22 protein-coding genes are annotated in these 20,077 nt (G+C 66.7%); 10 read left to right on the forward strand and 12 right to left on the reverse strand.

Features of this window, described 5'->3' with window-relative positions:
- Nucleotides 1-16: 16 nt before the first annotated feature.
- Both moeA and OG976_RS16480 read right to left on the reverse strand, forming a co-directional pair.
- On the reverse strand, nt 17-1,249 hold the full coding sequence (gene moeA, locus OG976_RS16475) for a molybdopterin molybdotransferase MoeA (RefSeq protein ID WP_328350728.1): 1,233 nt from the start codon (nt 1,247-1,249) through the stop codon (nt 17-19).
- Nucleotides 1,249-2,169, reverse strand: coding sequence for an SDR family NAD(P)-dependent oxidoreductase (locus OG976_RS16480; protein ID WP_328350731.1), 921 nt, complete (start codon nt 2,167-2,169; stop codon nt 1,249-1,251). The genes moeA and OG976_RS16480 overlap by 1 nt, the downstream gene beginning before the upstream one ends.
- A gap of 59 nt (nt 2,170-2,228) precedes the next feature.
- Here OG976_RS16480 and OG976_RS16485 point away from each other — a divergent pair, with 59 nt between their 5' ends.
- The gene (locus OG976_RS16485) at nt 2,229-3,044 is read left to right on the forward strand and encodes an HAD-IIA family hydrolase (protein WP_328350734.1); all 816 of its coding nucleotides are present in this window, start codon (nt 2,229-2,231) and stop codon (nt 3,042-3,044) included.
- A gap of 10 nt (nt 3,045-3,054) precedes the next feature.
- Here the strand turns inward: OG976_RS16485 and OG976_RS16490 are convergent, their stop codons facing one another.
- From OG976_RS16490 to OG976_RS16500, 3 genes are all read right to left on the reverse strand, one after another.
- Nucleotides 3,055-4,752, reverse strand: a complete 1,698-nt coding sequence (locus OG976_RS16490; protein ID WP_328350737.1) for a DEAD/DEAH box helicase — start codon at nt 4,750-4,752, stop codon at nt 3,055-3,057.
- A gap of 75 nt (nt 4,753-4,827) precedes the next feature.
- Nucleotides 4,828-5,322, reverse strand: a complete 495-nt coding sequence (locus OG976_RS16495; protein ID WP_328363657.1) for a cupin domain-containing protein — start codon at nt 5,320-5,322, stop codon at nt 4,828-4,830.
- A 19-nt stretch (nt 5,323-5,341) separates the two neighbouring features.
- Entirely contained in the window at nt 5,342-6,241 is a 900-nt protein-coding gene (locus OG976_RS16500; RefSeq protein ID WP_328350740.1) for an SDR family NAD(P)-dependent oxidoreductase, read from the reverse strand.
- A gap of 89 nt (nt 6,242-6,330) precedes the next feature.
- On the opposite strand from OG976_RS16500, the gene OG976_RS16505 reads away from it, so the two are divergent.
- From OG976_RS16505 to OG976_RS16515, 3 genes are all read left to right on the forward strand, one after another.
- A complete protein-coding gene (locus OG976_RS16505) occupies nt 6,331-6,894 on the forward strand; it encodes a TetR/AcrR family transcriptional regulator (RefSeq protein ID WP_442930346.1) in 564 nt (187 codons plus the stop codon).
- Nucleotides 6,895-7,074: 180 nt separating this feature from the next.
- The gene (gene groL / locus OG976_RS16510) at nt 7,075-8,700 is read left to right on the forward strand and encodes a chaperonin GroEL (protein WP_328350743.1); all 1,626 of its coding nucleotides are present in this window, start codon (nt 7,075-7,077) and stop codon (nt 8,698-8,700) included.
- 140 nt (nt 8,701-8,840) lie between these two features.
- Nucleotides 8,841-9,689, forward strand: coding sequence for a DUF559 domain-containing protein (locus OG976_RS16515; protein ID WP_328350746.1), 849 nt, complete (start codon nt 8,841-8,843; stop codon nt 9,687-9,689).
- Between the two features lie 65 nt (nt 9,690-9,754).
- On the opposite strand, the gene OG976_RS16520 is transcribed toward OG976_RS16515, so the two are convergent.
- Nucleotides 9,755-10,120 carry a pyridoxamine 5'-phosphate oxidase family protein gene (locus OG976_RS16520; protein WP_328350749.1) on the reverse strand — a complete coding sequence of 122 codons (366 nt, stop codon included), beginning with the start codon at nt 10,118-10,120 and terminating at the stop codon, nt 9,755-9,757.
- A 61-nt stretch (nt 10,121-10,181) separates the two neighbouring features.
- Here OG976_RS16520 and OG976_RS16525 point away from each other — a divergent pair, with 61 nt between their 5' ends.
- Nucleotides 10,182-11,006 (forward strand): SDR family NAD(P)-dependent oxidoreductase, encoded by an 825-nt coding sequence (locus OG976_RS16525; RefSeq protein WP_328350752.1) that lies wholly within the window; start codon nt 10,182-10,184, stop codon nt 11,004-11,006.
- Here OG976_RS16525 and OG976_RS16530 read toward each other — a convergent pair.
- Both OG976_RS16530 and OG976_RS16535 read right to left on the reverse strand, forming a co-directional pair.
- Entirely contained in the window at nt 10,995-11,558 is a 564-nt protein-coding gene (locus OG976_RS16530) for a carboxymuconolactone decarboxylase family protein (RefSeq protein WP_328350755.1), read from the reverse strand. The two genes, OG976_RS16525 and OG976_RS16530, sit on opposite strands and share 12 nt — an antisense overlap.
- Before the next feature lie 2 nt (nt 11,559-11,560).
- Nucleotides 11,561-13,315, reverse strand: coding sequence for an N-acyl-D-amino-acid deacylase family protein (locus tag OG976_RS16535; RefSeq protein ID WP_328350758.1), 1,755 nt, complete (start codon nt 13,313-13,315; stop codon nt 11,561-11,563).
- Between the two features lie 40 nt (nt 13,316-13,355).
- Between OG976_RS16535 and OG976_RS16540 the strand changes: the two genes are divergently transcribed.
- The 5 genes from OG976_RS16540 to OG976_RS16560 are packed head-to-tail and all read left to right on the forward strand — an operon-like array spanning nt 13,356 to nt 16,605.
- On the forward strand, nt 13,356-13,757 hold the full coding sequence (locus tag OG976_RS16540; RefSeq protein ID WP_328350761.1) for a VOC family protein: 402 nt from the start codon (nt 13,356-13,358) through the stop codon (nt 13,755-13,757).
- 11 nt (nt 13,758-13,768) lie between these two features.
- Nucleotides 13,769-14,293: a mycothiol transferase gene (locus OG976_RS16545; protein WP_328350764.1), complete on the forward strand. Its 525-nt coding sequence runs from the start codon at nt 13,769-13,771 to the stop codon at nt 14,291-14,293.
- 38 nt (nt 14,294-14,331) lie between these two features.
- The gene (locus tag OG976_RS16550) at nt 14,332-14,847 is read left to right on the forward strand and encodes a PA-phosphatase (RefSeq protein ID WP_328363661.1); all 516 of its coding nucleotides are present in this window, start codon (nt 14,332-14,334) and stop codon (nt 14,845-14,847) included.
- A 28-nt stretch (nt 14,848-14,875) separates the two neighbouring features.
- Complete coding sequence (ppk2, locus tag OG976_RS16555) at nt 14,876-15,736, forward strand: polyphosphate kinase 2 (RefSeq protein ID WP_328350767.1); 861 nt, start codon at nt 14,876-14,878, stop codon at nt 15,734-15,736.
- Nucleotides 15,737-15,765: 29 nt separating this feature from the next.
- The gene (locus OG976_RS16560) at nt 15,766-16,605 is read left to right on the forward strand and encodes a hypothetical protein (protein ID WP_328350770.1); all 840 of its coding nucleotides are present in this window, start codon (nt 15,766-15,768) and stop codon (nt 16,603-16,605) included.
- Between the two features lie 31 nt (nt 16,606-16,636).
- Here the strand turns inward: OG976_RS16560 and OG976_RS16565 are convergent, their stop codons facing one another.
- The 4 genes from OG976_RS16565 to OG976_RS16580 form a co-directional block, all read right to left on the reverse strand.
- A complete protein-coding gene (locus tag OG976_RS16565; RefSeq protein ID WP_328350773.1) occupies nt 16,637-16,978 on the reverse strand; it encodes a hypothetical protein in 342 nt (113 codons plus the stop codon).
- A gap of 629 nt (nt 16,979-17,607) precedes the next feature.
- A complete protein-coding gene (locus tag OG976_RS16570; RefSeq protein WP_328350776.1) occupies nt 17,608-17,949 on the reverse strand; it encodes a hypothetical protein in 342 nt (113 codons plus the stop codon).
- The gene (locus OG976_RS16575) at nt 17,949-19,472 is read right to left on the reverse strand and encodes a putative alpha/beta hydrolase (RefSeq protein ID WP_328350779.1); all 1,524 of its coding nucleotides are present in this window, start codon (nt 19,470-19,472) and stop codon (nt 17,949-17,951) included. Before OG976_RS16575 ends, OG976_RS16570 begins: the two co-directional genes overlap by 1 nt.
- Nucleotides 19,469-19,768, reverse strand: coding sequence for a DUF2563 family protein (locus OG976_RS16580; protein ID WP_328350782.1), 300 nt, complete (start codon nt 19,766-19,768; stop codon nt 19,469-19,471). Before OG976_RS16580 ends, OG976_RS16575 begins: the two co-directional genes overlap by 4 nt.
- Between the last annotated feature and the right edge of the window lie 309 nt (nt 19,769-20,077).

A 20,077-nucleotide genomic window follows, 5' to 3' on the forward strand; every position in this document is an offset into this window, starting at 1 on the left:
GACAGCAGGTCCGGATCTAGGTGAGGTCCCACAGCTGGACCTGGTCGCCGGCGGCCATCTCGGTGACGTCCTCGGCGATCTCCAGCAGGCAGTTGGCCGAGGCCAGCCAGCGCAGGTGATGCGAGGCCGGCGGACCGTAGGTGGTGACCGTGCCCGTCGCCGCGTCGTACACGCCGCGGCGGAACTGCCGCTTGCCCTTTGGTGAGTTCAACCCTTCGGTCAGCACGGCGCTGCGCCGCGGGCGGTGCGGATCGGGCAGGCCCATGGCCGCGCGCAGTGCGGGCCGGACGAATACCTCGAAGGACACCAGCGCGCTCACCGGATTGCCCGGCAGCGTGATGATCGGGGTGCCGTTGATAAGGCCCGCGCCCTGCGGCATGCCGGGCTGCATCGCGACCTTGACGAACTCGACCGCGCTGGGCCGGCGACCGTCGGCAGCCCCACCCCCGAAGGCGTCCTTGACCACTTCGTAGGCGCCGGCGCTGACCCCACCGGAGGTGATGATCAGATCGACCTGGCCGGCCGGGTCATTCAGATAGCCCTCCAGCACGGCGCTGAACTGGACGACGTCGTCGCTGGAGGTCGGGTTGGCCACCACCTCGCCGCCCGCCTCGCGCACCGCGGCGGCCAGCATGATGGCGTTGGACTCGTAGATCTGGCCGGGCTTGAGGTCTGTGCCCGCCGACACCAGTTCCGAGCCTGTCGACATCACCAGCACCCGCTGGCGCGGCACTACCGTCAGGCTGCCCAGGCCCAGGGCGGCAGCCAGTCCCAGTGCGGCCGGGGTGACCAGGTGCCCGGAGTGCAGCACCGTCGTCCCGGCGGCCACGTCCTCGCCGGCGCGCCGGATGTACTGCCCTTCCCTGGCTGCCGACCGGATCTCGACCGTCTCGGTTCCGCCGTCGGTCAGTTCCACCGCGACGACGCCCGTCGCACCGGCAGGCAGCGGAGCGCCGGTCATGATGCGGTGGGCGGTACCCGGCGCCAAGGTCAGCGGGTCGGTGCGGCCGGCCGGAATGTCCTCGGCGACAGGAAGTCTCACCGGATGCTCGGCGTCGGCGCCCGCGACGTCCTCGGCGCGCACGGCGTAGCCATCCATCGCGGAGTTGTCGAATACCGGCAACGACAGCGGGGCCGCGACATCGCCGGCGAGCACCCGTCCCTCGGCCTCGGCCAGCCCAACGGTCGCCGGCGGCGCGGCCGTGATCAGGTCGGCGACGACGCGCTGATGTTCTTCGACGGTGCGCATCAGATCGGGAACCTCACGTCGGTGAGCTCTTCGGACACCGTCCACAGCTGCCGCTGTAGATCGACGTCGTGCGAGCGGGAACTGGACTGGACGACGACGGGATGGCCACGGCGCTCCCCGGTGCCGTCGGGGCCGTAGTACTGGCCACCGCTGACACCGGGATCGGTGGCAGCGCGCAGCAGCACCAGTGCGCCCATCGTGGCGCTCTGCAGGATCAGCGGGCCCACCAGCCGGGTGGCCGGTTGCAGGATTGCGGGAAGGTTGCGGCCCAGCTCGGTGAACGACACCCCGGGGTGCGCCGCCACGGCGATCGTCTCGGAACCGGCGTTCTCGAGCCGGCGCTGCAGCTCGTAGGTGAACAGCAGATTGGACAGCTTCGACCGGGCGTAGGCGGCGATGCGGTTATAGCGGCGGTCCAAACCCAAGTCGTCGAAGTCGATCTCGGCCAGAGTGCCGTGGGCGAGGCTTGACACGGTCACCACGCGGGAGGCCGGGGCCGCCAGCACGTTCTCGAGCAGCAGCCCCGTCAACGCGAAGTGGCCCAGATGGTTGGTGCCGAACTGCAGCTCGAAGCCGTCCTTGGTGGTCTGCTTCGACGTCCACGCCACACCGGCGTTGTTGATCAGCATGTCGATTCGCGGATAGTCCGATCGCAGCGCCTGCGCCGCGCCGCGAATCGATTCCAGCGACGTCAGATCAAGCTCCTGCACAGCGACGTCGGCATCAGGGCTTGCCGCCAGAATCTGTGCTCTGGCCGCCCGTCCCTTGTCGAGATTGCGCACCGCCATGACGACCTTGGCGCCGCGGTCGGCGAGCACTGCTGCGGTCTGGTAGCCGATACCGGTGTTGGATCCGGTGATCACCGCGACGCGCCCGTTCTGGTCGGGGACGTCGGCCGCGGTCCATCTGCTGCCGCTCATGTGTCAGACGATACGTCGGCCCAACTTGCATACAAGCCGGGGCCGTTTACTGTCGCGGTATGGCTATCGGTGGTGTGTTGTTCGACATCGATGGCGTCCTGGTCACATCCTGGGAGCCGATTCCCGGCGCGGCCGAGGCGCTTCGGGTGCTGGCCGACCACCAGGTCGCGCGGTCGTATCTGACCAACACCACGACGCGCACCCGCCAGCAGATCGCCTCGGCGTTGTGCACGGCCGGCATGGAGGTTCGGCCCGACGAGGTCATCACCGCCGCGGTGCTCACCGCCGACTTCGTGCGCGCCAATTACCCGGACGCGCGCTGTTTTCTGGTCAACAACGGCGAGATCACCGATGACATGCCCGGTATCGACATCGTCGACCCGGCCGTCTACGACGACGGCGTCGACCCCGGAACGCCGGACGTCATCCTGCTCGGCGGGGCCGGACCGGAGTACAGCCACCGCACGCTGTCGCGGGTCTACGAGTGGATGGCCCAGGGGGTGCCGGTGGTGGCCATGCATCGCAGCACCGCCTGGAACACCACCGCGGGACTGCGCATCGACACCGGCATGTACCTGATCGGGATGGAACAGACCTCGGGCCGCAAGGCCACCGCGGTCGGCAAGCCCGCACCGGCCGGTTTCGTGGCCTCGGCGGCGCGCCTCGGGGTGGATCCCGACGAGATGTACATGGTCGGCGACGACCTCAACAACGACGTCCTGGCCGCCCAGGTGGTCGGCATGACCGGGGTGCTGGTGCGCACCGGAAAATTCCGTCAGGACACGTTAGACCGTTGGGTGGCAGACGAATTCGCCATGCAGCCCAATCACGTGCTGGATTCGGTGGCGGACGTTCCGGGGCTACTGGGGCTGTGAGCCCGATCCGTCACCCGGGCCGTGCGGTGAGTCCGCGCACCGCATCGATCCGCGCCTTGAGCTGATCGCGGCTGGCTGCGGCCACCGGTGGGCCACCGCATATCTGGCGCAGTTCGTTGTGGATCTGCCCGTGTGTCTTGCCGGTGCGGTGATGGGCCAGTGACACCAGGGTGTTGAGCTCACGTCGCAGGTCCCTGATCTGGCCATGGGTCGACGGACGCGGCACCTCACCGCTGGCGGTGCGTTTGGTCAACTGCTCTTCTTGCCTGCGCCGCAACAGATCTCGCATCGACGCCGCGTCGAGCAAGCCGGGGATGCCGAGGTAGTCGGCCTCCTCGTCGCTACCCGCCGGAGTCGCCGTCCCGAACGAGGAGCCGTCGAAGATCACCTGGTCGAGTTCGGCGTCGGCGCCGAGGTACTCGATCTTGCCCTGCTCGTCGTCGGGCTCGTCGCGCTTCTGCGCGGCCAACTCGGCATCGAGGGGATCGTCTTCGGTTTCGCGGTGCGGCTTGCCCAGCACGTGGTTGCGCTGGGCTTCCATCTCGCTGGCCAGCAGCAGCAGATTGGGCACCGACGGCAGGAAGATGCAGGCCGTCTCGCCGGGCTGCCGTGACCGCACGAACCGGCCGATCGCCTGGGCGAAGAACAGCGGGGTGGACGCACTGGTGGCGTAGACGCCCACCGCCAGGCGCGGCACGTCGACCCCTTCGGACACCATTCGCACGGCTACCAGCCACCGTGAGGTGCCCGCCGAGAACTGCGAGATGCGGTCCGAGGAGCCCGGGTCGTCGGAGAGCACCACCGTCGGGGACTCGCCGGTGATCTTGAGCAGCAGGTCGGCGTAGGCGCGGGCCGCGGTCTGGTCGGAGGCGATGATCATGCCGCCGGCGTCGGGGACATGCTCGCGCAGGCCACGCAACCGGGTGTCGGCGGCGGCGATCACCGCGGGCATCCACTCACCCGCCGGATTCAGGGCGGTCTTCCACGCCCGGGCGGTCTGCTCGGCGGTCAGCGGTTCGCCGAGGCGGGCGGCGTGCTCCTCGCCCGCACTGTCACGCCAGCGTGCCTCCCCGGAGTACGCCATGAACATCACCGGCCGCACCACGCCGTCGGCCAGCGCCTCGGAGTACCCGTAGATGTGGTCGGCCTGGGAGCGGGCGAATCCGTCGGGTCCGGCCTCGTAGGTGACGAACGGGATGGCGCTGTCGTCGCTGCGGAACGGCGTGCCGGTCAGCGAGAGCCGCCGGGTCGCGTCGTCGAACGCCTCGCGCATGGCGTCGCCCCACGTCTTGGCATCCCCGCCATGGTGGATCTCGTCGAAGACGACCAGGGTCTTGCGGTTCTCGGTGCGCACCCGATGCCGGGTGGGGTGGCTGGCAACCTGGGCGTAGGTGACGACGACGCCGTGATAGTCGGTCGAGGTTCGCGCGTTGGAGTTGGAGAACTTGGGGTCCAGCGCGATGCCGTGCCGCGCGGCGGCCTGCGCCCACTGGATCTTGAGGTGCTCGGTGGGCACCACGATGGTGACGGTTTCGACGGTGCCTTCGGCGAGCAATTCGGCGACGATCCGCAGGGCGAAGGTGGTCTTACCGGCGCCCGGAGTCGCGACTGCGAGAAAATCCCGAGGAGCGTCCGACAGGTACTTGACCAACGCCCGCCGCTGCCAGCCCCGCAATGCCTGGGTGCTGGGCGCATCCTCTGCCCGCACCCGTGGGACTCCTCTCTGAACGGAATGGACTCTAACGCAAGCGGATCCGCATCCGCATTTCGATCCGGCGTGTCGTCAGACGAAGAAGTTGTCGTGGCGGATGAAGAACTCGCGACGCTCGTCGTCGGAAAGCTCGCTCAGCGTGGCCAAGCCCTCGAAGTAGTGCTCGCGCGGCGCGCCCGGAGCAAACAGCATCAGAAGCGACGCCGGCGCGTCGGCCTCGTTGCGGAAGCCGTGGACACCGCCCGGCGGCACATGCAGGTAGTCATTGGGGTGCCCGTCGACCCAGTCGGTTCCGTTGTAGAGCGAGATGGTGCCCGACAGCACGAAGAACGCCTCCGACATGGCGCGGTGGAAGTGCGGTCCGGGGCCGCCGCCGTGCGGTGCGATCTCGACGCGGTACAGACCGTAGTCGCCGCCGGTGGCCGCCTGGTCGGCGAGGTAGTGGTACTTCACCAAGCCGAACGCGTCGAAATCGGGCGGCTCGTCGCCGCGCCTGAGCCAGGCGCTCACCTCCGGTTCGTCGGCGGTGTAGCGGGGCGGTGGGTAGGGCGGCACGATCAGCGACACCCCACCCACTCTGCCCGCCTCAGACTGGGTAGACCACCCCGGTCAGCTCCTCGGATACCGACCACAGCCGGCGCTGGGCCTCGACGTCGTGCGAGCGGTTGTTGGACTTGACCTGCTTGGGATAGCCCTGCAACTCCAGGAGTCCGCGTGGTCCGTAGTACGTGCCGCCCTGCACCGACGGATCGGTCGCGGCCCGCAGTGTGGGCAGCGCGCCCATCTCGGAGCTCTGTTCCAACAGCCGGAAGGCAGACTGCATCGGCCCGGGTACGTGGCGCGCGAGCTCGGTGCTCGAGGCGCCGGGGTGTGCGGCAGTGGCGATCGTGCTGGTGCCGGCCAGGCGTCGCTGCAGCTCGTAGGTGAACAGGAGGTTGGCCAACTTGGACTGGCCGTACGCGGTCAGCGAGTTGTAGCTGCGCTCGGACTGCAGGTCGTCGAAGCGGATTCCGCGGCGAGTGAAGCGGTGTCCGTTGCTGCTGACCGTCACAACCCGCGAGTCCTTGGCGGCGAGCAGCCGGTCCAAAAGCAGGCCGGTCAACGCGAAGTGGCCCAGATGGTTGGTGCCGAATTGCAGCTCGAAGCCGTCCTGGGTGGTGGCCTTGGGTGTCAGCATCACTCCCGCGTTGTTGATCAGCAGGTCGATGCTGTCGTGGCCGGCGCGCAACTGCTCGGCGGCGGCGCGGATGGAGTTCAGTGATGTCAGGTCCAGCTCCTGAACCGAGACCTCGGCGCCGGGGGAGCGCCTGGCGATCAGGTCGGCGGCCGCCTTGCCCTTGTCGAGATTGCGCACGGCGAGCACCACGCGAGCGCCGTGCGCGGCGAGGGCTCGGGCGGTCTCGTAACCCAGGCCGGTGTTGGCGCCGGTGATCACGGCGGTGCGCCCGCTCTGGTCGGGAATGTCGGCGGCGGTCCACTTGCTCATGTCTTCTCCTACGATAGGGCTAAACGGGGCGAGCGCTCCGGTTGCTTTCAGTTATACGGAACGTACGCCCCGGTTATCTATTCCAAAAGGTGGTGACCATGGACCGGCCGATGCGCGCCGACGCGAGCCGCAATCGCGCCCGCGTCCTCGAGGTCGCCTATGACACTTTCGCCGCCGAAGGGCTGTCGGTGCCCATCGACGAGATCGCCCGCCGGGCCGGGGTCGGCGCCGGCACGGTGTACCGCAACTTCCCGACCAAGGAGGATCTCTACCGCGCCGTCGTCGAGAACCGGATCCGCGACATCGTCGAGGAAGGGCGCGAACTGCTGGCGACCGCGGCTCCCGACGACGCGTTGTTCGCCTTCCTGCGATCGATGGTGCTCAAGTGGGGTGCGACCGATCGCGGCCTCAGCGAGGCTCTGGCTGGCCTGGGGGTCGACGTCAAAGCGGTCATGCCCGATGCCGAGAGTGACTTCCTGCGGGTGCTCGCGGACCTTCTCCGGGCTGCGCAGGACGCCGGTGCGGTTCGACGCGACGTCGGCGTCGCTGACGTCAAGGCGCTGCTGGTCGGGCTGCAAGCGATGCAGGGGTACAACGATGCGGCCGCCGAACGGCTCATCGAGGTGGTCCTCGACGGTCTACGCGCTGCGTGAACACCTCCGGGCAACCTTGCACTCGCCATGGTCGAGTGCTAAGAATGACGTTGGCACTCGCGACCAGTGAGTGCTAGGTCGGGACGGTGAGACCGCAGCCGAACACAGCAGCGGTCGTCCGTCGCGGGCACTGCGTCCGGCCAGAAGCGTGTAACCCCCAACCGGAGGATTCACTTCGCAATGTCCAAGATCATTGCTTACGACGAAGAGGCACGCCGCGGCCTCGAGCGGGGCCTCAACGCCCTCGCCGACGCGGTCAAGGTGACGCTGGGCCCCAAGGGTCGCAACGTCGTCCTGGAGAAGAAGTGGGGCGCCCCCACGATCACCAACGATGGTGTGTCCATCGCCAAGGAGATCGAGCTGGAGGACCCGTACGAGAAGATCGGCGCAGAGCTGGTCAAGGAAGTCGCCAAGAAGACTGACGACGTCGCGGGCGACGGCACCACCACCGCCACCGTTCTGGCCCAGGCTCTGGTTCGCGAAGGTCTGCGCAACGTCGCGGCCGGCGCCAACCCGCTCGGCCTGAAGCGCGGCATCGAGAAGGCCGTCGAGAAGATCACCGAGACGCTGCTGAAGAGCGCCAAGGAGGTCGAGACCAAGGAGCAGATCGCGGCCACGGCCGGGATTTCCGCGGGCGACCAGACCATCGGCGACCTGATCGCCGAGGCCATGGACAAGGTGGGCAACGAGGGTGTCATCACCGTCGAGGAGTCCAACACCTTCGGCCTGCAGCTGGAGCTCACCGAGGGTATGCGCTTCGACAAGGGCTACATCTCGGGCTACTTCGTCACCGACGCCGAGCGTCAGGAAGCCATCCTGGAGGATCCCTACATCCTGCTGGTGAGCTCCAAGGTGTCGACCGTCAAGGATCTGCTGCCCCTGCTGGAGAAGGTCATCCAGTCCGGCAAGCCGCTGCTGATCATCGCCGAGGACGTCGAGGGCGAAGCCCTGTCCACCCTGGTGGTCAACAAGATCCGTGGCACCTTCAAGTCTGTGGCCGTCAAGGCCCCGGGCTTCGGTGACCGCCGCAAGGCCATGCTGCAGGACATCGCCATCCTCACCGGTGGCCAGGTCGTCAGCGAAGAGGTCGGCCTCTCCCTGGAGACCGCCGACGTGGCGCTGCTGGGCCAGGCCCGCAAGGTCGTGGTGACCAAGGACGAGACCACCATCGTCGAAGGTGCGGGTGACTCCGAGGCCATCGCCGGTCGCGTGGCGCAGATCCGTGCCGAGATCGAGAACAGCGACTCCGACTACGACCGCGAGAAGCTGCAGGAGCGCCTGGCCAAGCTGGCCGGCGGTGTTGCGGTGATCAAGGCCGGAGCTGCCACCGAGGTGGAGCTCAAGGAGCGCAAGCACCGCATCGAAGATGCCGTGCGCAACGCCAAGGCTGCTGTCGAGGAGGGCATCGTCGCCGGTGGCGGCGTGGCCTTGCTGCAGTCGGCTCCTGCTCTCGACGACCTCAAGCTCGAGGGCGACGAGGCCACCGGTGCCAACATCGTGCGCGTCGCGCTGTCGGCTCCGCTGAAGCAGATCGCCTTCAACGCGGGTCTCGAGCCCGGTGTTGTCGCCGAGAAGGTCACCAACTCGCCCTCCGGAACCGGCCTCAACGCCGCGTCCGGTGTGTACGAGGACCTGCTCAAGGCCGGCGTCGCCGACCCGGTGAAGGTCACCCGCTCGGCGCTGCAGAACGCGGCGTCCATCGCGGCGCTGTTCCTCACCACCGAGGCCGTCGTCGCCGACAAGCCGGAGAAGGCGTCCGCACCCGCGGGCGACCCGACCGGTGGCATGGGCGGTATGGACTTCTAAGTCCCTGTACGAAGAAGCCCCGGCGTGCTCTGCACGCCGGGGCTTTTCGTTGTCCCCAGTGTGGGCCTCATGCACAGGATCGGCTCGAAATCCGTGTACGGGGCCCACGCTCGTCGGGTCCGCCGGACACCTTTGCCCGTATGGAACTCATCATCGGCAGCGCGGCGGTACGTCGCGGCGACCTCACCCGACGCGGACTTGCCCGCGACTACACACCCATCTACCGCGACGTGTATCTGCGGCGTGATGTCGAGCTGACGGCATACCTGCGGGCGCGTGCTGCATGGTTGTCCACCGGTTCACCGTTGTGCGGGCTGTCCGCCGCGGCGGCTCACGGCACGAAATGGATCAACGCGTCCGTGCCGGCGGAAGTGCTTCGTGCGGATCGGCATTCGCCGCCGGGAATGGTCATCCGCTCGTGGAGCCTGCTTCCTGAGGAGGTGTGTCTCGTGGCGAGCATGACCGTCACGACGCCGGCCCGCACGGCGTTCGACATTGGCCGGCTTCACCCCCAGCCCGTCCCAATCCTGGATGCGCTACTGAACGCCACGGGGATCAAGCCGGCCGAGGTGAGAGAACTGACTGAACGACACCAAGGAAGTCGTGGTGTCGCGAGACTGCGCCGGAGCCTCGACGTCGTCGACGGCGGCGCCGAGTCTCCGCAGGAGAGCCGGTTGCGTCTGATTCTTGTCGGGGGCGGTCTACCGGTGCCGGAGACGCAGATTCAGTTCCGCGATCTGCATGTCCGCGTTGATGATCTGCATGTCCGCGTTGATATGGGCTGGCGGGAATGGAAGGTCGCTGTCGAGTACGACGGCGTGCAGCACTGGACTGACCGCAGGCAGCGGTCATGGGATATCGACCGCATCGCGCTACTCGAGGCGGCTGGTTGGGTGGTAGTCCGAGTCAGCGCGGCGATGATGTCGCGGCCGCACGTCATCGTCGAACGTGTTCGTGCCAAGCTGCGCGCCTCTGGCTGCCCGGTCTAGTCACGAATGTGGTTGCTATGCACGGATTTCGGCGAATTTGTGTGCACAAGCCCCACACTCGCGGCTCACAGCGGTACGCAGTCGTCACCGCACCCCGAGGCGGTCGGCACGCCGGGCACGGCCGGCCGGTGCAACACCGCATGCTGCGGCGTCACCTGCAGTTGATCCGCGATGAACTCAGCCAGGCCGTCGATGATCAGGCTGTATCCGCCGGGCTTATTCGGTGGCCACACCATCGTCACGTGGGGATGAGCCGACGCGTTGCGGCGCGTGCTGTTGCCCACGCCGCCGACACCGAACACGCCGTTGCGCAGCACCGGATCGACGGCAACGGTATGTGCCCGATGGTCGTCGCTCACGGTGATGAGGTAGCCGAATGCGTAGTCGTCCAGGGTCGCAACGAGCTGATCGAGATCCACCTTGACGCTCATGGGCCGACGATACGTCGCGGCGCCCGGGAATATGACGGGGAGCACACAGGTTGCCGACCACATGCCGTTACCGCAGCCCTCGCCCACGTCCACCGCAGTCGTTACCGGGGCATCCTCGGGTATCGGAGCCGACCTCGCCCGCGAACTCGCAGCGCGCGGGCACGGTGTCACGCTGGTCGCCCGCCGCGAGGACAAGCTTCGCGAGCTCGCCGCCGAACTCGCCGACCAGGTCCGCGTCGAAGTCATCGCCTGCGATGTCGCCGACCCCGCCGCCCGCGCCGCATTGTTCGACGAGGTGGCCGCCCGCGGCTTGACCATCGACATCCTGGTCAACAACGCCGGCATCGGCGTCGTCGGCTCGGTGGCCTCCGCCCCAGTGGCCGACGAGATCGCTCAGGTTCGGGTCAACGTCGAGGCCGTCATCGACCTCACCACGCGGGCTGTTCAGCAGATGGTGCCCCGCGGTCGCGGAGCGATCCTCAACGTCGGGTCGACCGCAGGCTTCCAGCCCTTCCCGGGCCAAGCCGGCTACGCGGCCACCAAGGCGTTCGTCCGCTCCTTCACCGCCGGGCTGCGCGGCGAGCTCGCCGGCACGGGCGTCACCGCGGCGGTGCTACACCCCGGTCCGGTGCGTACCGAGTTCCTCAGCGCGGCGGGCATCGACGAACGCGAATTCGCCGCTGCTTTCCCGAAATTCATGTGGATGCCGTCGAGGACCGTCGCCAAGATCGGCATCGACGCGCTCGCCGGGGATCGAGGCGACGTGATCGCCGGGGTCCAGAACGTCATCAGTACCCGGATTTTCCAGCTGCTGCCGCACAAGGTGCTGCTCCCGCTCCTGACCCGTCAGCACCCCGCACTCAAGCGCGACACGTCACGGCGCTGAACCGGGCCAGGGGCGCATCCACCCCTCGACCGGCAAGTCCATCCCGTTGCACAGCGTGCACACCGTCCGGTACCAGCCGACGGCCATCAACAGCTCCATCCGCTGTTCGTCGTCGAAGCTCTCGCCGAGCGACGCCCAGGTTTTATCCGACCACGAACCGGTGTGCTCCAGTTCGTCGACCGCCGTGATGAGCGTGCGCTCCTGGGCGCTCCACCGCGGATCGGCGGGGTCGCCGACGGCCAGTGCATCGGCCTCGTCGCCGGACACCCCGGTCAGAGGGCCCCAGAACGCTGCTTGCCCGCCCCACTCGTAGGCACACCGAACCAGCCCGCAGATCCGCAGGATTGCGATGGTTCGGGTGCGCGGCGGCAACCGTGTGTCGAGGTAAAGCGATTCGCCCATCGCGCGCAGCTTGCGTGCCATGTCCGGGTGGCGCTGCAGGCAACGCACCAGCAGTAGCGGCTCATAGCTGCGATCGGGATGGCCCCAGCTGCCGATGTCGGCCGCGTCGGTGTCACTCCACGGCTCAGCCAGCGGTGCGACACGGCTCACGCTCAGGCTAATTCCCGGCTCGCTGCGCTCCTGCCCTCCGGAGGCGCCGGTTGCCGTCCCCGGATCAGCTTGCCCGGCCGCGCCGCCGTGGGCACGCCGTTCTCCGCGATCACTTCACCGGCGACGATCGTCGCGACATACCCGTCGGCCGTCTGGTCGAGTCGGCGCCCGCCCGCGGGCAAGTCAGCTTTGACGGTCGGCTGGTGCAGTCGCAGCGCGTCGGCGTCGATCACGTTGACGTCGGCCTTGTAGCCCACCGCGAGCCGGCCGCGGTCCGCCAACCCGGCGACACGTGCAGGAACCGACGTCAGCTCCTGGACAACCCGCTCCACCGACAACCGGCCCGACTCCCGGTCGCGTACCCAGTGCGTCAGCATGTAGGTGGGAAAGCTCGCGTCGCAGATCATTCCGTAATGGGCGCCACCATCGCCGAGGCCGAGGACGACGTCGTCGCGCTGAATCAGCTCCGCGACCGTGTCCAGCGAGTTATCGCGGAAGTTGGCCAGCGTGACCAGCAGCATGGCGTGACCGTCGTCGTCGAGCAGCCGGTCGTAGGCCTCCTCGAGTGGGCTGACGCCGCGGGCGCGAGCCCGTGCGCCGATCGAATCCTCGGGCGAGGGTTCGTAGTTCGGCGGATCGCCGAGCGCGAACATGTAGTCCCACGCCTGGGCGGCGAACATCAGCGGATGCCCGTCGCTCGCTGGCTTGTCATTCAGAATGCGCTCGCGCACTTCGGGTTTGCGCATCTCGGCGACACGCTCGGCCAGCGGCAGATCGGCGATCTCCCGGTAGGACGGGTACATGACGAACGGGTTGCCGGACAAGTCCAGGCCGAGCACCAGGCCGATCGGGCGCGGGAAGATCTGTCCCGTGACGTCGCCGCCATTGGCGTTGGCTTTCTCGACCATGCGTAGTGCGTCGAGGTGGATCGGCGGGCCTGCGTTGCCGATCGCGAGTGTGAACGTCACCGGCAGCCCCACCTCCGAGGCGACGTCGAATACCGCGCTCAGCGCACCCTCGTAATCGCCGGCCATCAGATCCGGCACGAACTGCAGCAGGCCACCGCCCGCGTCGTCGACACCGCGGGCGATCGCCTCAATCTCCTCGTACTGTGCTTCGTAGCTCGGAATGGGTTGTCCGCCAGAGGTTTTATGCAAAGTAAGCCGTGACGAGGCGAAGCCGAGCGCGCCGGCGCGTATCGCCTCCTCGGCCAGCTTGCGCATCAGCGCCAGGTCCTCGGTCGTGGGAAGTTCGCGATCGACGCCACGCTGACCCATCACGTAGACGCGCAGCGGGGAGTGCGGAAGGAATGCGGCGACGTCGATGTCGCGCTGCCGCGACTCCAGTACGTCGAGGAACTCGGGGAAGGTCTCCCAGGTCCACGGCAGTCCGTCGACCATGACCACGCCGGGGATGTCCTCGACGCCGGCCATGACGTCGACCAGCACGTCGTGATCCTCGGGGCGGCACGGCGCGAACCCGACGCCGCAGTTGCCCATCACCGCGGTGGTGACCCCGTGCGCCGACGACGGTGTCATTCGGTCCGACCAGATCGCCTGCCCGTCGTAGTGCGTGTGCAGGTCGACGAAACCGGGGGTGACCAGCAGACCCGTGGCGTCGATCTCTCGGGTGCCGTCCTCGGGGACGGTGCCGACGGCCGCGATGACGCCGTCGGACACGGCGACGTCGCCGAGATACGGTTCACCTCCCAGACCGTCGACGATGGTGCCATTGCGGATGACCAGGTCGTAGCTCATGGGACGAGATTACGTCGGAGCGGCCTGCATGATGGAAGCTGTGATCGATCACTTCGGAATCAATTGTTCGGACTACCCGAGATCGCGGGATTTCTACGACCGGGTGCTGGCCGTGCTGGGCTATCTGCCGGTGATGGACGTTGGCCCCGCTGTCGGTTACGGCCGAGACGGCCATCCCGAGTTCTGGATCGCCGATGGTGCCGGGATGGGCCCCAACCGCGAGGTGCACATCGCGTTCGCCGCCACCGACTCCGACGCCGTCAACGGGTTCTACGAGGCCGCCGTGGGTCTGGGTGCGGAGTCGCTGCACGCGCCGCGGTTGTGGCCGGAGTACCACCCCGGTTATTACGGTGCGTTCGTCCGCGACCCGGACGGCAACAACGTCGAGGCGGTCTTCCACGGCGCACAACCCGCGGCCCCGACCCCGACCAACTCCGCGTAGCGTCACAGGACATGGCCGACTCACCTACGGATGCCGAAGCCGCGCGCGAACTCCTGCGCGACTCCTTCACCCGCATCATCGAGCACGTCGACGACCTCACCGACGACCTCACCGACGAGGTCTCCTTCTTCCGGCCCACCTCAACGGCCAACAGCATCGCCTGGCTGATCTGGCACAGCGCGCGGATCCAGGACGCGCAACTGGCGGCGATCGTCGGCAGCGAGCAGGTGTGGTTCACCGGGGACTGGGTGGACCAGTTCAATCTCGACCTGCCGCGGGATGCCCACGGCTACGGGCACACGTCCGAGGACGTCGGCAAGGTGCGGGCTCCGGCTGATCTGCTGGCCGGCTACTACCACGCGGTGCACAAGATGACGCTGGAGTACATCGCCACCGTCACCACCGAGGAACTCGCCCGCGTGGTCGACGAGAACTGGGATCCGCCGGTCACGGCCAGCGCGCGACTTGTCAGCATCTTCGACGACTGCATGCAGCATCTCGGCCAGGCCGCCTACATCCGGGGAATCTCGCGCTGAGGGGCCTGCTGCGGTGGCCGCTGATCGCCGTGCCGCTGATGGTGGCGCTCGGTGTCGCGGTGGGGGACGGTTCGACGCCGGTTGACGACTGGTTCCAGCGGGCTCGCGGCAGTGCGCTGGGTGCGTTGCTGTTCTTCACCGACCTGCGCACGGTTGCTCTGGTTCTGCTGTGCGCGGTGGTAGTGGCGCTGGCGGGCAGACGATGGGTGCTCGCGATCGTCATGATGGTGAGTCCTGTTGCGGCGGTGATGATTGCGCGTGGACTCAAGCTCCTGTTCGGCCGGCAGAAGGAAGGCGCGCTGGCCTATCCCAGCGGCCACACGACGCTGATGGTGGTCGTGCTCGGAATGGTGGTGCTGGTGCTGGCCGCCCGCTGGTGGGTGGTCGCAGGTGTCGCGGTGTGGGCACTGCTCGGTGTGCTCGGACAGGCCGTGTCTTACCACTACTTCACCGACGCGGTCGGCGCAGTTCTGCTGGGCACCTCGGTGGTGTGTATTGCCGCGGTGATCGTGCATCGAGCGCAACACCCGTCGTTCACTCCTGCGTCACCTTGACGTTGAACGCGCAGGTTAATTTGCCCGCGTGACACTTGAACTGAACGGCTTCAAGGTTTATGACGACGACGATGACGACCCGGTGCTGCTCGATGCCGCCGGACTCGCCGTCGATACGTGGCGGGAGAACTACCCGTACGACGAGCGGATGTCGCGCAGCGAGTACGAGGAGCAGAAGCGGCTGCTGCAGATCGAACTGCTGAAGCTGCAGAAGTGGAGCCAGGCCCACGGGCACCGGCACGTGATCGTCTTCGAGGGTCGCGACGCCGCCGGCAAGGGCGGCACCATCAAGCGGTTCATGGAGCATCTCAACCCTCGCGGCGCGCGGGTGGTGGCACTCGAGAAGCCGACCGAGAAGGAAACCACCCAGTGGTACTTCCAGCGCTACGTCAACCACCTCCCCGCAGCCGGTGAGATCGTGCTGTTCGACCGGTCCTGGTACAACCGCGCCGGAGTCGAGCGGGTGATGGGCTACTGCACGCCCAAGCAGCACGCCGAGTTCGTCCGGCAGGCGCCGTTGTTCGAGCAGATGCTGGTCAACGACGGCATCAGCCTGACCAAACTGTGGTTCTCGGTGACCTCCGCTGAGCAGCGCACCCGGTTCACCATCCGGCAGGTCGACCCGGTGCGGCAGTGGAAACTGTCGCCGACAGATCTGGCCTCCCTGGACAAGTGGCACGACTACACCGCCGCGAAGGAAGACATGTTCTCCTGGACCGACACCGAGGTCGCGCCGTGGACGGTCGTCAAGAGCAACGACAAAAAGCGTGCCCGGATCAACGCCATGCGGCATGTCCTGAGTAAGTTCAACTACGACAACAAGGATCATGAAGTGGTCGGCAATCCTGATCCGTTGATCGTGGGCCGCGCCACGTCTCACTCCGACTGAGTCGCGCGCGTCCCGGAAAGTGGGGACGCGTGCGGTTCGTGGCCACGCTGTTGATGTGGCTTGTCACGACGCTCCTGCTGGCGCTTGCTCTGCCGGCGGCGTGGGTGCAGCAGCATCTGGTCGACGGGGACGGGTATGCGGCGTTGGCGCAGAAGGCCGCCGCTGACCCTGCCCTGAAGGCGGCGATGGCTGGGGAGCTGACGACGCAGGTGGCCCGGCTGGGTACGAGCGTCAACACCGGGACCGTCAGCCTGGTCGCGTCCACCTACACCGCGAGTTCAGCGTTCCCCGGGCAGTTCGCGCAGGCGAACCGCTTTGCCCACCGGTGGCTGTTCACCGATTCGGTTCAGTCCAGTGTCGACTCCCAGGGCCGCTGGGTGATCGACTTCGCGCCGATGCTGTCCGACGCCGCATTCAAGGAAACGCTGAGCGACTACAACATCACCGTGCCGACGTCGGTGCCAATCCCGTTGACTGACAACGCCCCATCGATACTGCGACCTGGTGCCTTGCGGCAGGTGGCCACGTACGGGCCGTGGGCCAGTGTGGGTTTGACCGTGCTGGCCGCGGTGTTCGCTTTGTTGACGTTGTTCATCGCCCGCAGCCGCGGCAAGATGCTGGTGGGCCTCGGCGTCTCGGCGCTGCTGGTTGGCGGGTTAGGCTGGGCGGCAATCGAATTCGGCCGCAGGCACTTGAACACTGTGCTGGACAACTCGTCGGGCAACATTCGGCGGATCGCCGAGGCCATGGTGAATACCGCTGTGAACAGCATGCATCAATGGTTGAATATCTCGCTGGTCGTCGGCGGTGGACTGGTCGTCATCGGGGTGATCGTGACGCTGCTAGTGGGCCTGGCCAAGTCGAGTTAGGACTAGGCGCGTCGGCGCGGCGTCGGCGTACTTACTGCTCCTCGCCATCCGCTGTAGCCAACGCAGGTGGACGGTCGGGTCGGTTGTGGTTGAAGGCCCCGTAGACACGGCCATTGATCTTGATGAAGTTGGTCCAGAAGCCGGCAACCGCGACTAACGCGAGTGCTGTCATGGTCGAAACAAACAGTCCGCCTTGCCAATACGGTAATTGGGAGCAGAACAACGAAATCGTAGTGATGGCGCACCCCGTCCACCAAACCCGACGCTGGATCGAGTCGGGGGACAGAATGGCCGATTTCCAGAGTGGAAACATGCTGAGTATCGTGCCCGCGGCAAGAGCGATTAGGGCTGTCAGCCCGAACAGATGCTGCATTCCTACCAAGCTCTTTCCGCCGCCGACCGCGGTGCTTCGATCAAAGTATCCGCCGGTCCCGCCGCCAAGGTCTTGCCGCCGATGCCACCAACCAAGCTGACCAGGATGGCATGGACACAGGACAGGAATGGAACGAGCCAACAAGTCACAACGGCACACCCGGTCATTGATCTGGGTCCGGCCTGCGGTCTGCGGGCGTCGCTGCGATGATGCAATTGCCCAACTTGATGTAGTTCGTGCGGAAGAATGCCCACGCAATGGCAACACATGTCAGACCTGCATAGGTGGCGAGTGCGAGCGTAAATCCTCGTGGAACGAGTGACGCCGAGCCGAAGGCGCCACCGATCAGCCATGCTGACCAATAAAACCTTCGCTCCCAGCAGATTTCGCGGCACACTAGGAGGGCGACTAAGCAACCAACCATAGCTGCGATTCCGACGACGAACAGGATCGCGGACCATTCTGGCATCGGCAAATTCACGTGCGCCTGCCCACTAGTCGCGTGCTGCTGCCCCGACGCTGGGAATCACTGCAGCGGCGAAGGTGCCTTCGGAGTAGTCGCGCTGATCGACCAATCGGTTGGCCCCACGTCGTCGCCGTCAGCGTTGTCTCGCGGCGCATTTTTGTGCTCATTCTGTTCCATCAGCCCCGAGCGCCGGCGGCCGATCAGGCCGCCGGTTGAGATGGAATGCGGAGTAGATGCGACCGTTGATCTTTACGAAATTGGTCCAAAACAACGCGATGCTCACCATTCCGATCGCAGTCGCGATCGCAACGAAGAAGCTGCTTCCCCAGTCGGGGAGCCGCGACAGGAACAGCAGCGGCAGCCCTGTTGCGCAACCGGCCCAATAGACCCGACGCTCGATCGAGTCGGGCGATAGGGTCGCGGACTTCCAGAGCGGAAACAAACTGAGCAGGAGTCCAGCGGCTAGCGCACCCAGTCCCGCGTAGCCAAGTGCATTCTGAATCACTACCAACCCTTTCCGCCGCCGCCAGCCGAGCCGAATGCCGGGTCGAACAGCGACCCGACCCCGGAACCTATGTCTTCCCCCGCGACGCCTCCAACGACACTGGCTGCCACCACGATGGCCGCGGTTGTCCACGGCCCGGTGACCGAGCCGGCAAGTGCTGCAGCGCCCCACGCGGCGGCAGAGCCACCTACGACGCTACCCACGGCGCCTCCGAGTTCCTCTTTACTACCTCCGTGATAGGCGTTGTCGACAGCCACCGCGAGTTCGACGAAGTCTGCAATCCGTCCGGTCTTGCGGGCAATCGAAGACCAACTTTCAGCGTCAGCTGGCGACAACAAGTCCTCTAGTCGTGCATGGCGTCCAGTCGGGACTCCGTCGGCATAGGCCTCGACGCCGGCGGCCGCCGGGCCGACATAGTCCGAGAGGTCAGCTGCATGGTTTAGCAAATCGCTGAGTACGAGTCCAGCTCCCTCCCTGGACAGTCCGTGACTCGTCAGCGCCGTCATCGCCCGGTCCACCGCAACGACACGCCCGAACTGCTCACCCTCGTCCAGCGCCTGCGTCGCCTGATCCGCCGTCATCGGCGCCAAGCCGTAAGTTCCCTGTTCCAGTCGCTGCTGCATCTCAAGCCGTGATCGCGCCCGACTCCGAGCGTCGCCACCGACGACCGGATCGGTAGGCAACGGCCCGACGAAGTGGGCCATCCGGAAGTCATCGAGTCGCTCACCGGCCAGCTTGCGCGCATCGGGCGCGGCAGCAGGATCGGTGGTGGTAGCAAGATCGCGCAAACGTGCTGCAGCATCTGCCATTTCTGCCGTCAAGGGACCGCCGTCATTCACCAAAGCCTCGTCTTTGGCCCGTTGGTTCGCGTCGTACCAGTCCGTGGCTTCCCGTCCGCGTTGTTCGGCACCCGGCGCGCCGTCTCCGTCAACGTCTTCGATCGGTGCCGGGTCGTAGCCGTGGTCGGCGCGCAACGCCGTCAGCGCTGCGTCGAGCTTGCCGGAGTAGTCGTCGCGCAACGCGGTGACCTGATGAAAGACGTTCGAGGTGACAGTGATTGCACTGTCCTCCAACGCTGAGATGTCCTGGTCGTCGGCCAGTGCCTGACCGATCAGAGCGTCGATGTACTCCAGCTGTGTGTTGAGATTCGCGACCTCCATACCCGAGAACCGTTGTGTCTCAGCCAGAGTCGCCGCGACGCCGGCGAGATCGGCACCGATAGCCGGCAGCTGGTCTTGCTGCACCATCAGCTTGGTGGTCGCCCGCTGTACCTCTGCACTGTCATTGATCGGGTGCTCGCCATTCTCCCGATTCCAGGACGCCCGGAACCGCAGTTGTGCCGCCTCGAACTCTTTGTAGGTTTCGGCCGTGCACGCACCGGCCTCGAAGAAGGCCCGCCCCAGATCGGAGATCGCACCGGGGTCCCCGCTCTGGACTGTCGCATCGACGTTCCACGGATCGCCGCCTGCCTCACCGATCAGCGCCGCGACGCTGATGTGGGTCAGGCGCGGATATCCGCTCACAGCACCGAACGCAGCGCCTCGGCGTTGCGCTCCTCCATGTCGACGAACACCGAAGCGGTCGTGTGAGCCTTGTCCCCAAGAACCCCCAGTCGGGTCTGGTGATCCCGCAGCCGTTGCACGTGGGCGCAGTGCGCTTCGTCGAGAGCCCCGCAGAATGACTCGGCTGCGCCGAACTCACCGAAGATCCCTGCGGCGACGGTGCCACGCGCCAGCCGATCGGCGCCCTCCATGGCAAGCCAGGCCGCGCCATATGCCCGGTTTGCACCCGAACGCATCTCACCGACGTCGACCTGCACCGCTGTAACCCTCCGCAGTGAGCTGTTAGCCAGAGGGTACTACGTGTACTTTGCTGGTCAATTCACCGCCAACAGGGTCCACCGACTGCGACGGCAGTTGCCGTGCAAGGCCGTGTGAACACGGCTGCAGCGGTGCTGGATGTCGACGTGCCGCCCAAGACGGACCCACCGCCGCGGCGAGACCTTATTGCTTTCGCCGCGCATCTAATCCGGAACGGCCAGACCGAGTTCGACGAGATCGAATGCTTCGTGTCAGCAGCCGATAAGGCGTCAGTGTCCATCAAGGCTGCCCCAGCGTCCAGGGCGCCC

The sequence above is a fragment of the Mycobacterium sp. NBC_00419 genome (assembly GCF_036023875.1).
Taxonomy (GTDB): domain Bacteria; phylum Actinomycetota; class Actinomycetes; order Mycobacteriales; family Mycobacteriaceae; genus Mycobacterium.

Bases quoted from the DNA above. Each gene is read 5' to 3' on its own strand.
- groL (WP_328350743.1), top strand. From the start codon at position 7,075: ATGTCCAAGATCATTGCTTACGACGAAGAGGCACGCCGCGGCCTCGAG.
- OG976_RS16485 (WP_328350734.1), top strand. From the start codon at position 2,229: ATGGCTATCGGTGGTGTGTTGTTCGACATCGATGGCGTCCTGGTCACA.
- moeA (WP_328350728.1), bottom strand. From the start codon at position 1,249: ATGCGCACCGTCGAAGAACATCAGCGCGTCGTCGCCGACCTGATCACG.
- OG976_RS16565 (WP_328350773.1), bottom strand. From the start codon at position 16,978: ATGCAGCATCTGTTCGGGCTGACAGCCCTAATCGCTCTTGCCGCGGGC.
- OG976_RS16515 (WP_328350746.1), top strand. From the start codon at position 8,841: ATGGAACTCATCATCGGCAGCGCGGCGGTACGTCGCGGCGACCTCACC.
- OG976_RS16520 (WP_328350749.1), bottom strand. From the start codon at position 10,120: ATGAGCGTCAAGGTGGATCTCGATCAGCTCGTTGCGACCCTGGACGAC.
- OG976_RS16545 (WP_328350764.1), top strand. From the start codon at position 13,769: ATGGCCGACTCACCTACGGATGCCGAAGCCGCGCGCGAACTCCTGCGC.
- OG976_RS16525 (WP_328350752.1), top strand. From the start codon at position 10,182: ATGCCGTTACCGCAGCCCTCGCCCACGTCCACCGCAGTCGTTACCGGG.
- OG976_RS16500 (WP_328350740.1), bottom strand. From the start codon at position 6,241: ATGAGCAAGTGGACCGCCGCCGACATTCCCGACCAGAGCGGGCGCACC.
- OG976_RS16535 (WP_328350758.1), bottom strand. From the start codon at position 13,315: ATGAGCTACGACCTGGTCATCCGCAATGGCACCATCGTCGACGGTCTG.
- OG976_RS16550 (WP_328363661.1), top strand. From the start codon at position 14,332: ATGGTGGCGCTCGGTGTCGCGGTGGGGGACGGTTCGACGCCGGTTGAC.
- OG976_RS16480 (WP_328350731.1), bottom strand. From the start codon at position 2,169: ATGAGCGGCAGCAGATGGACCGCGGCCGACGTCCCCGACCAGAACGGG.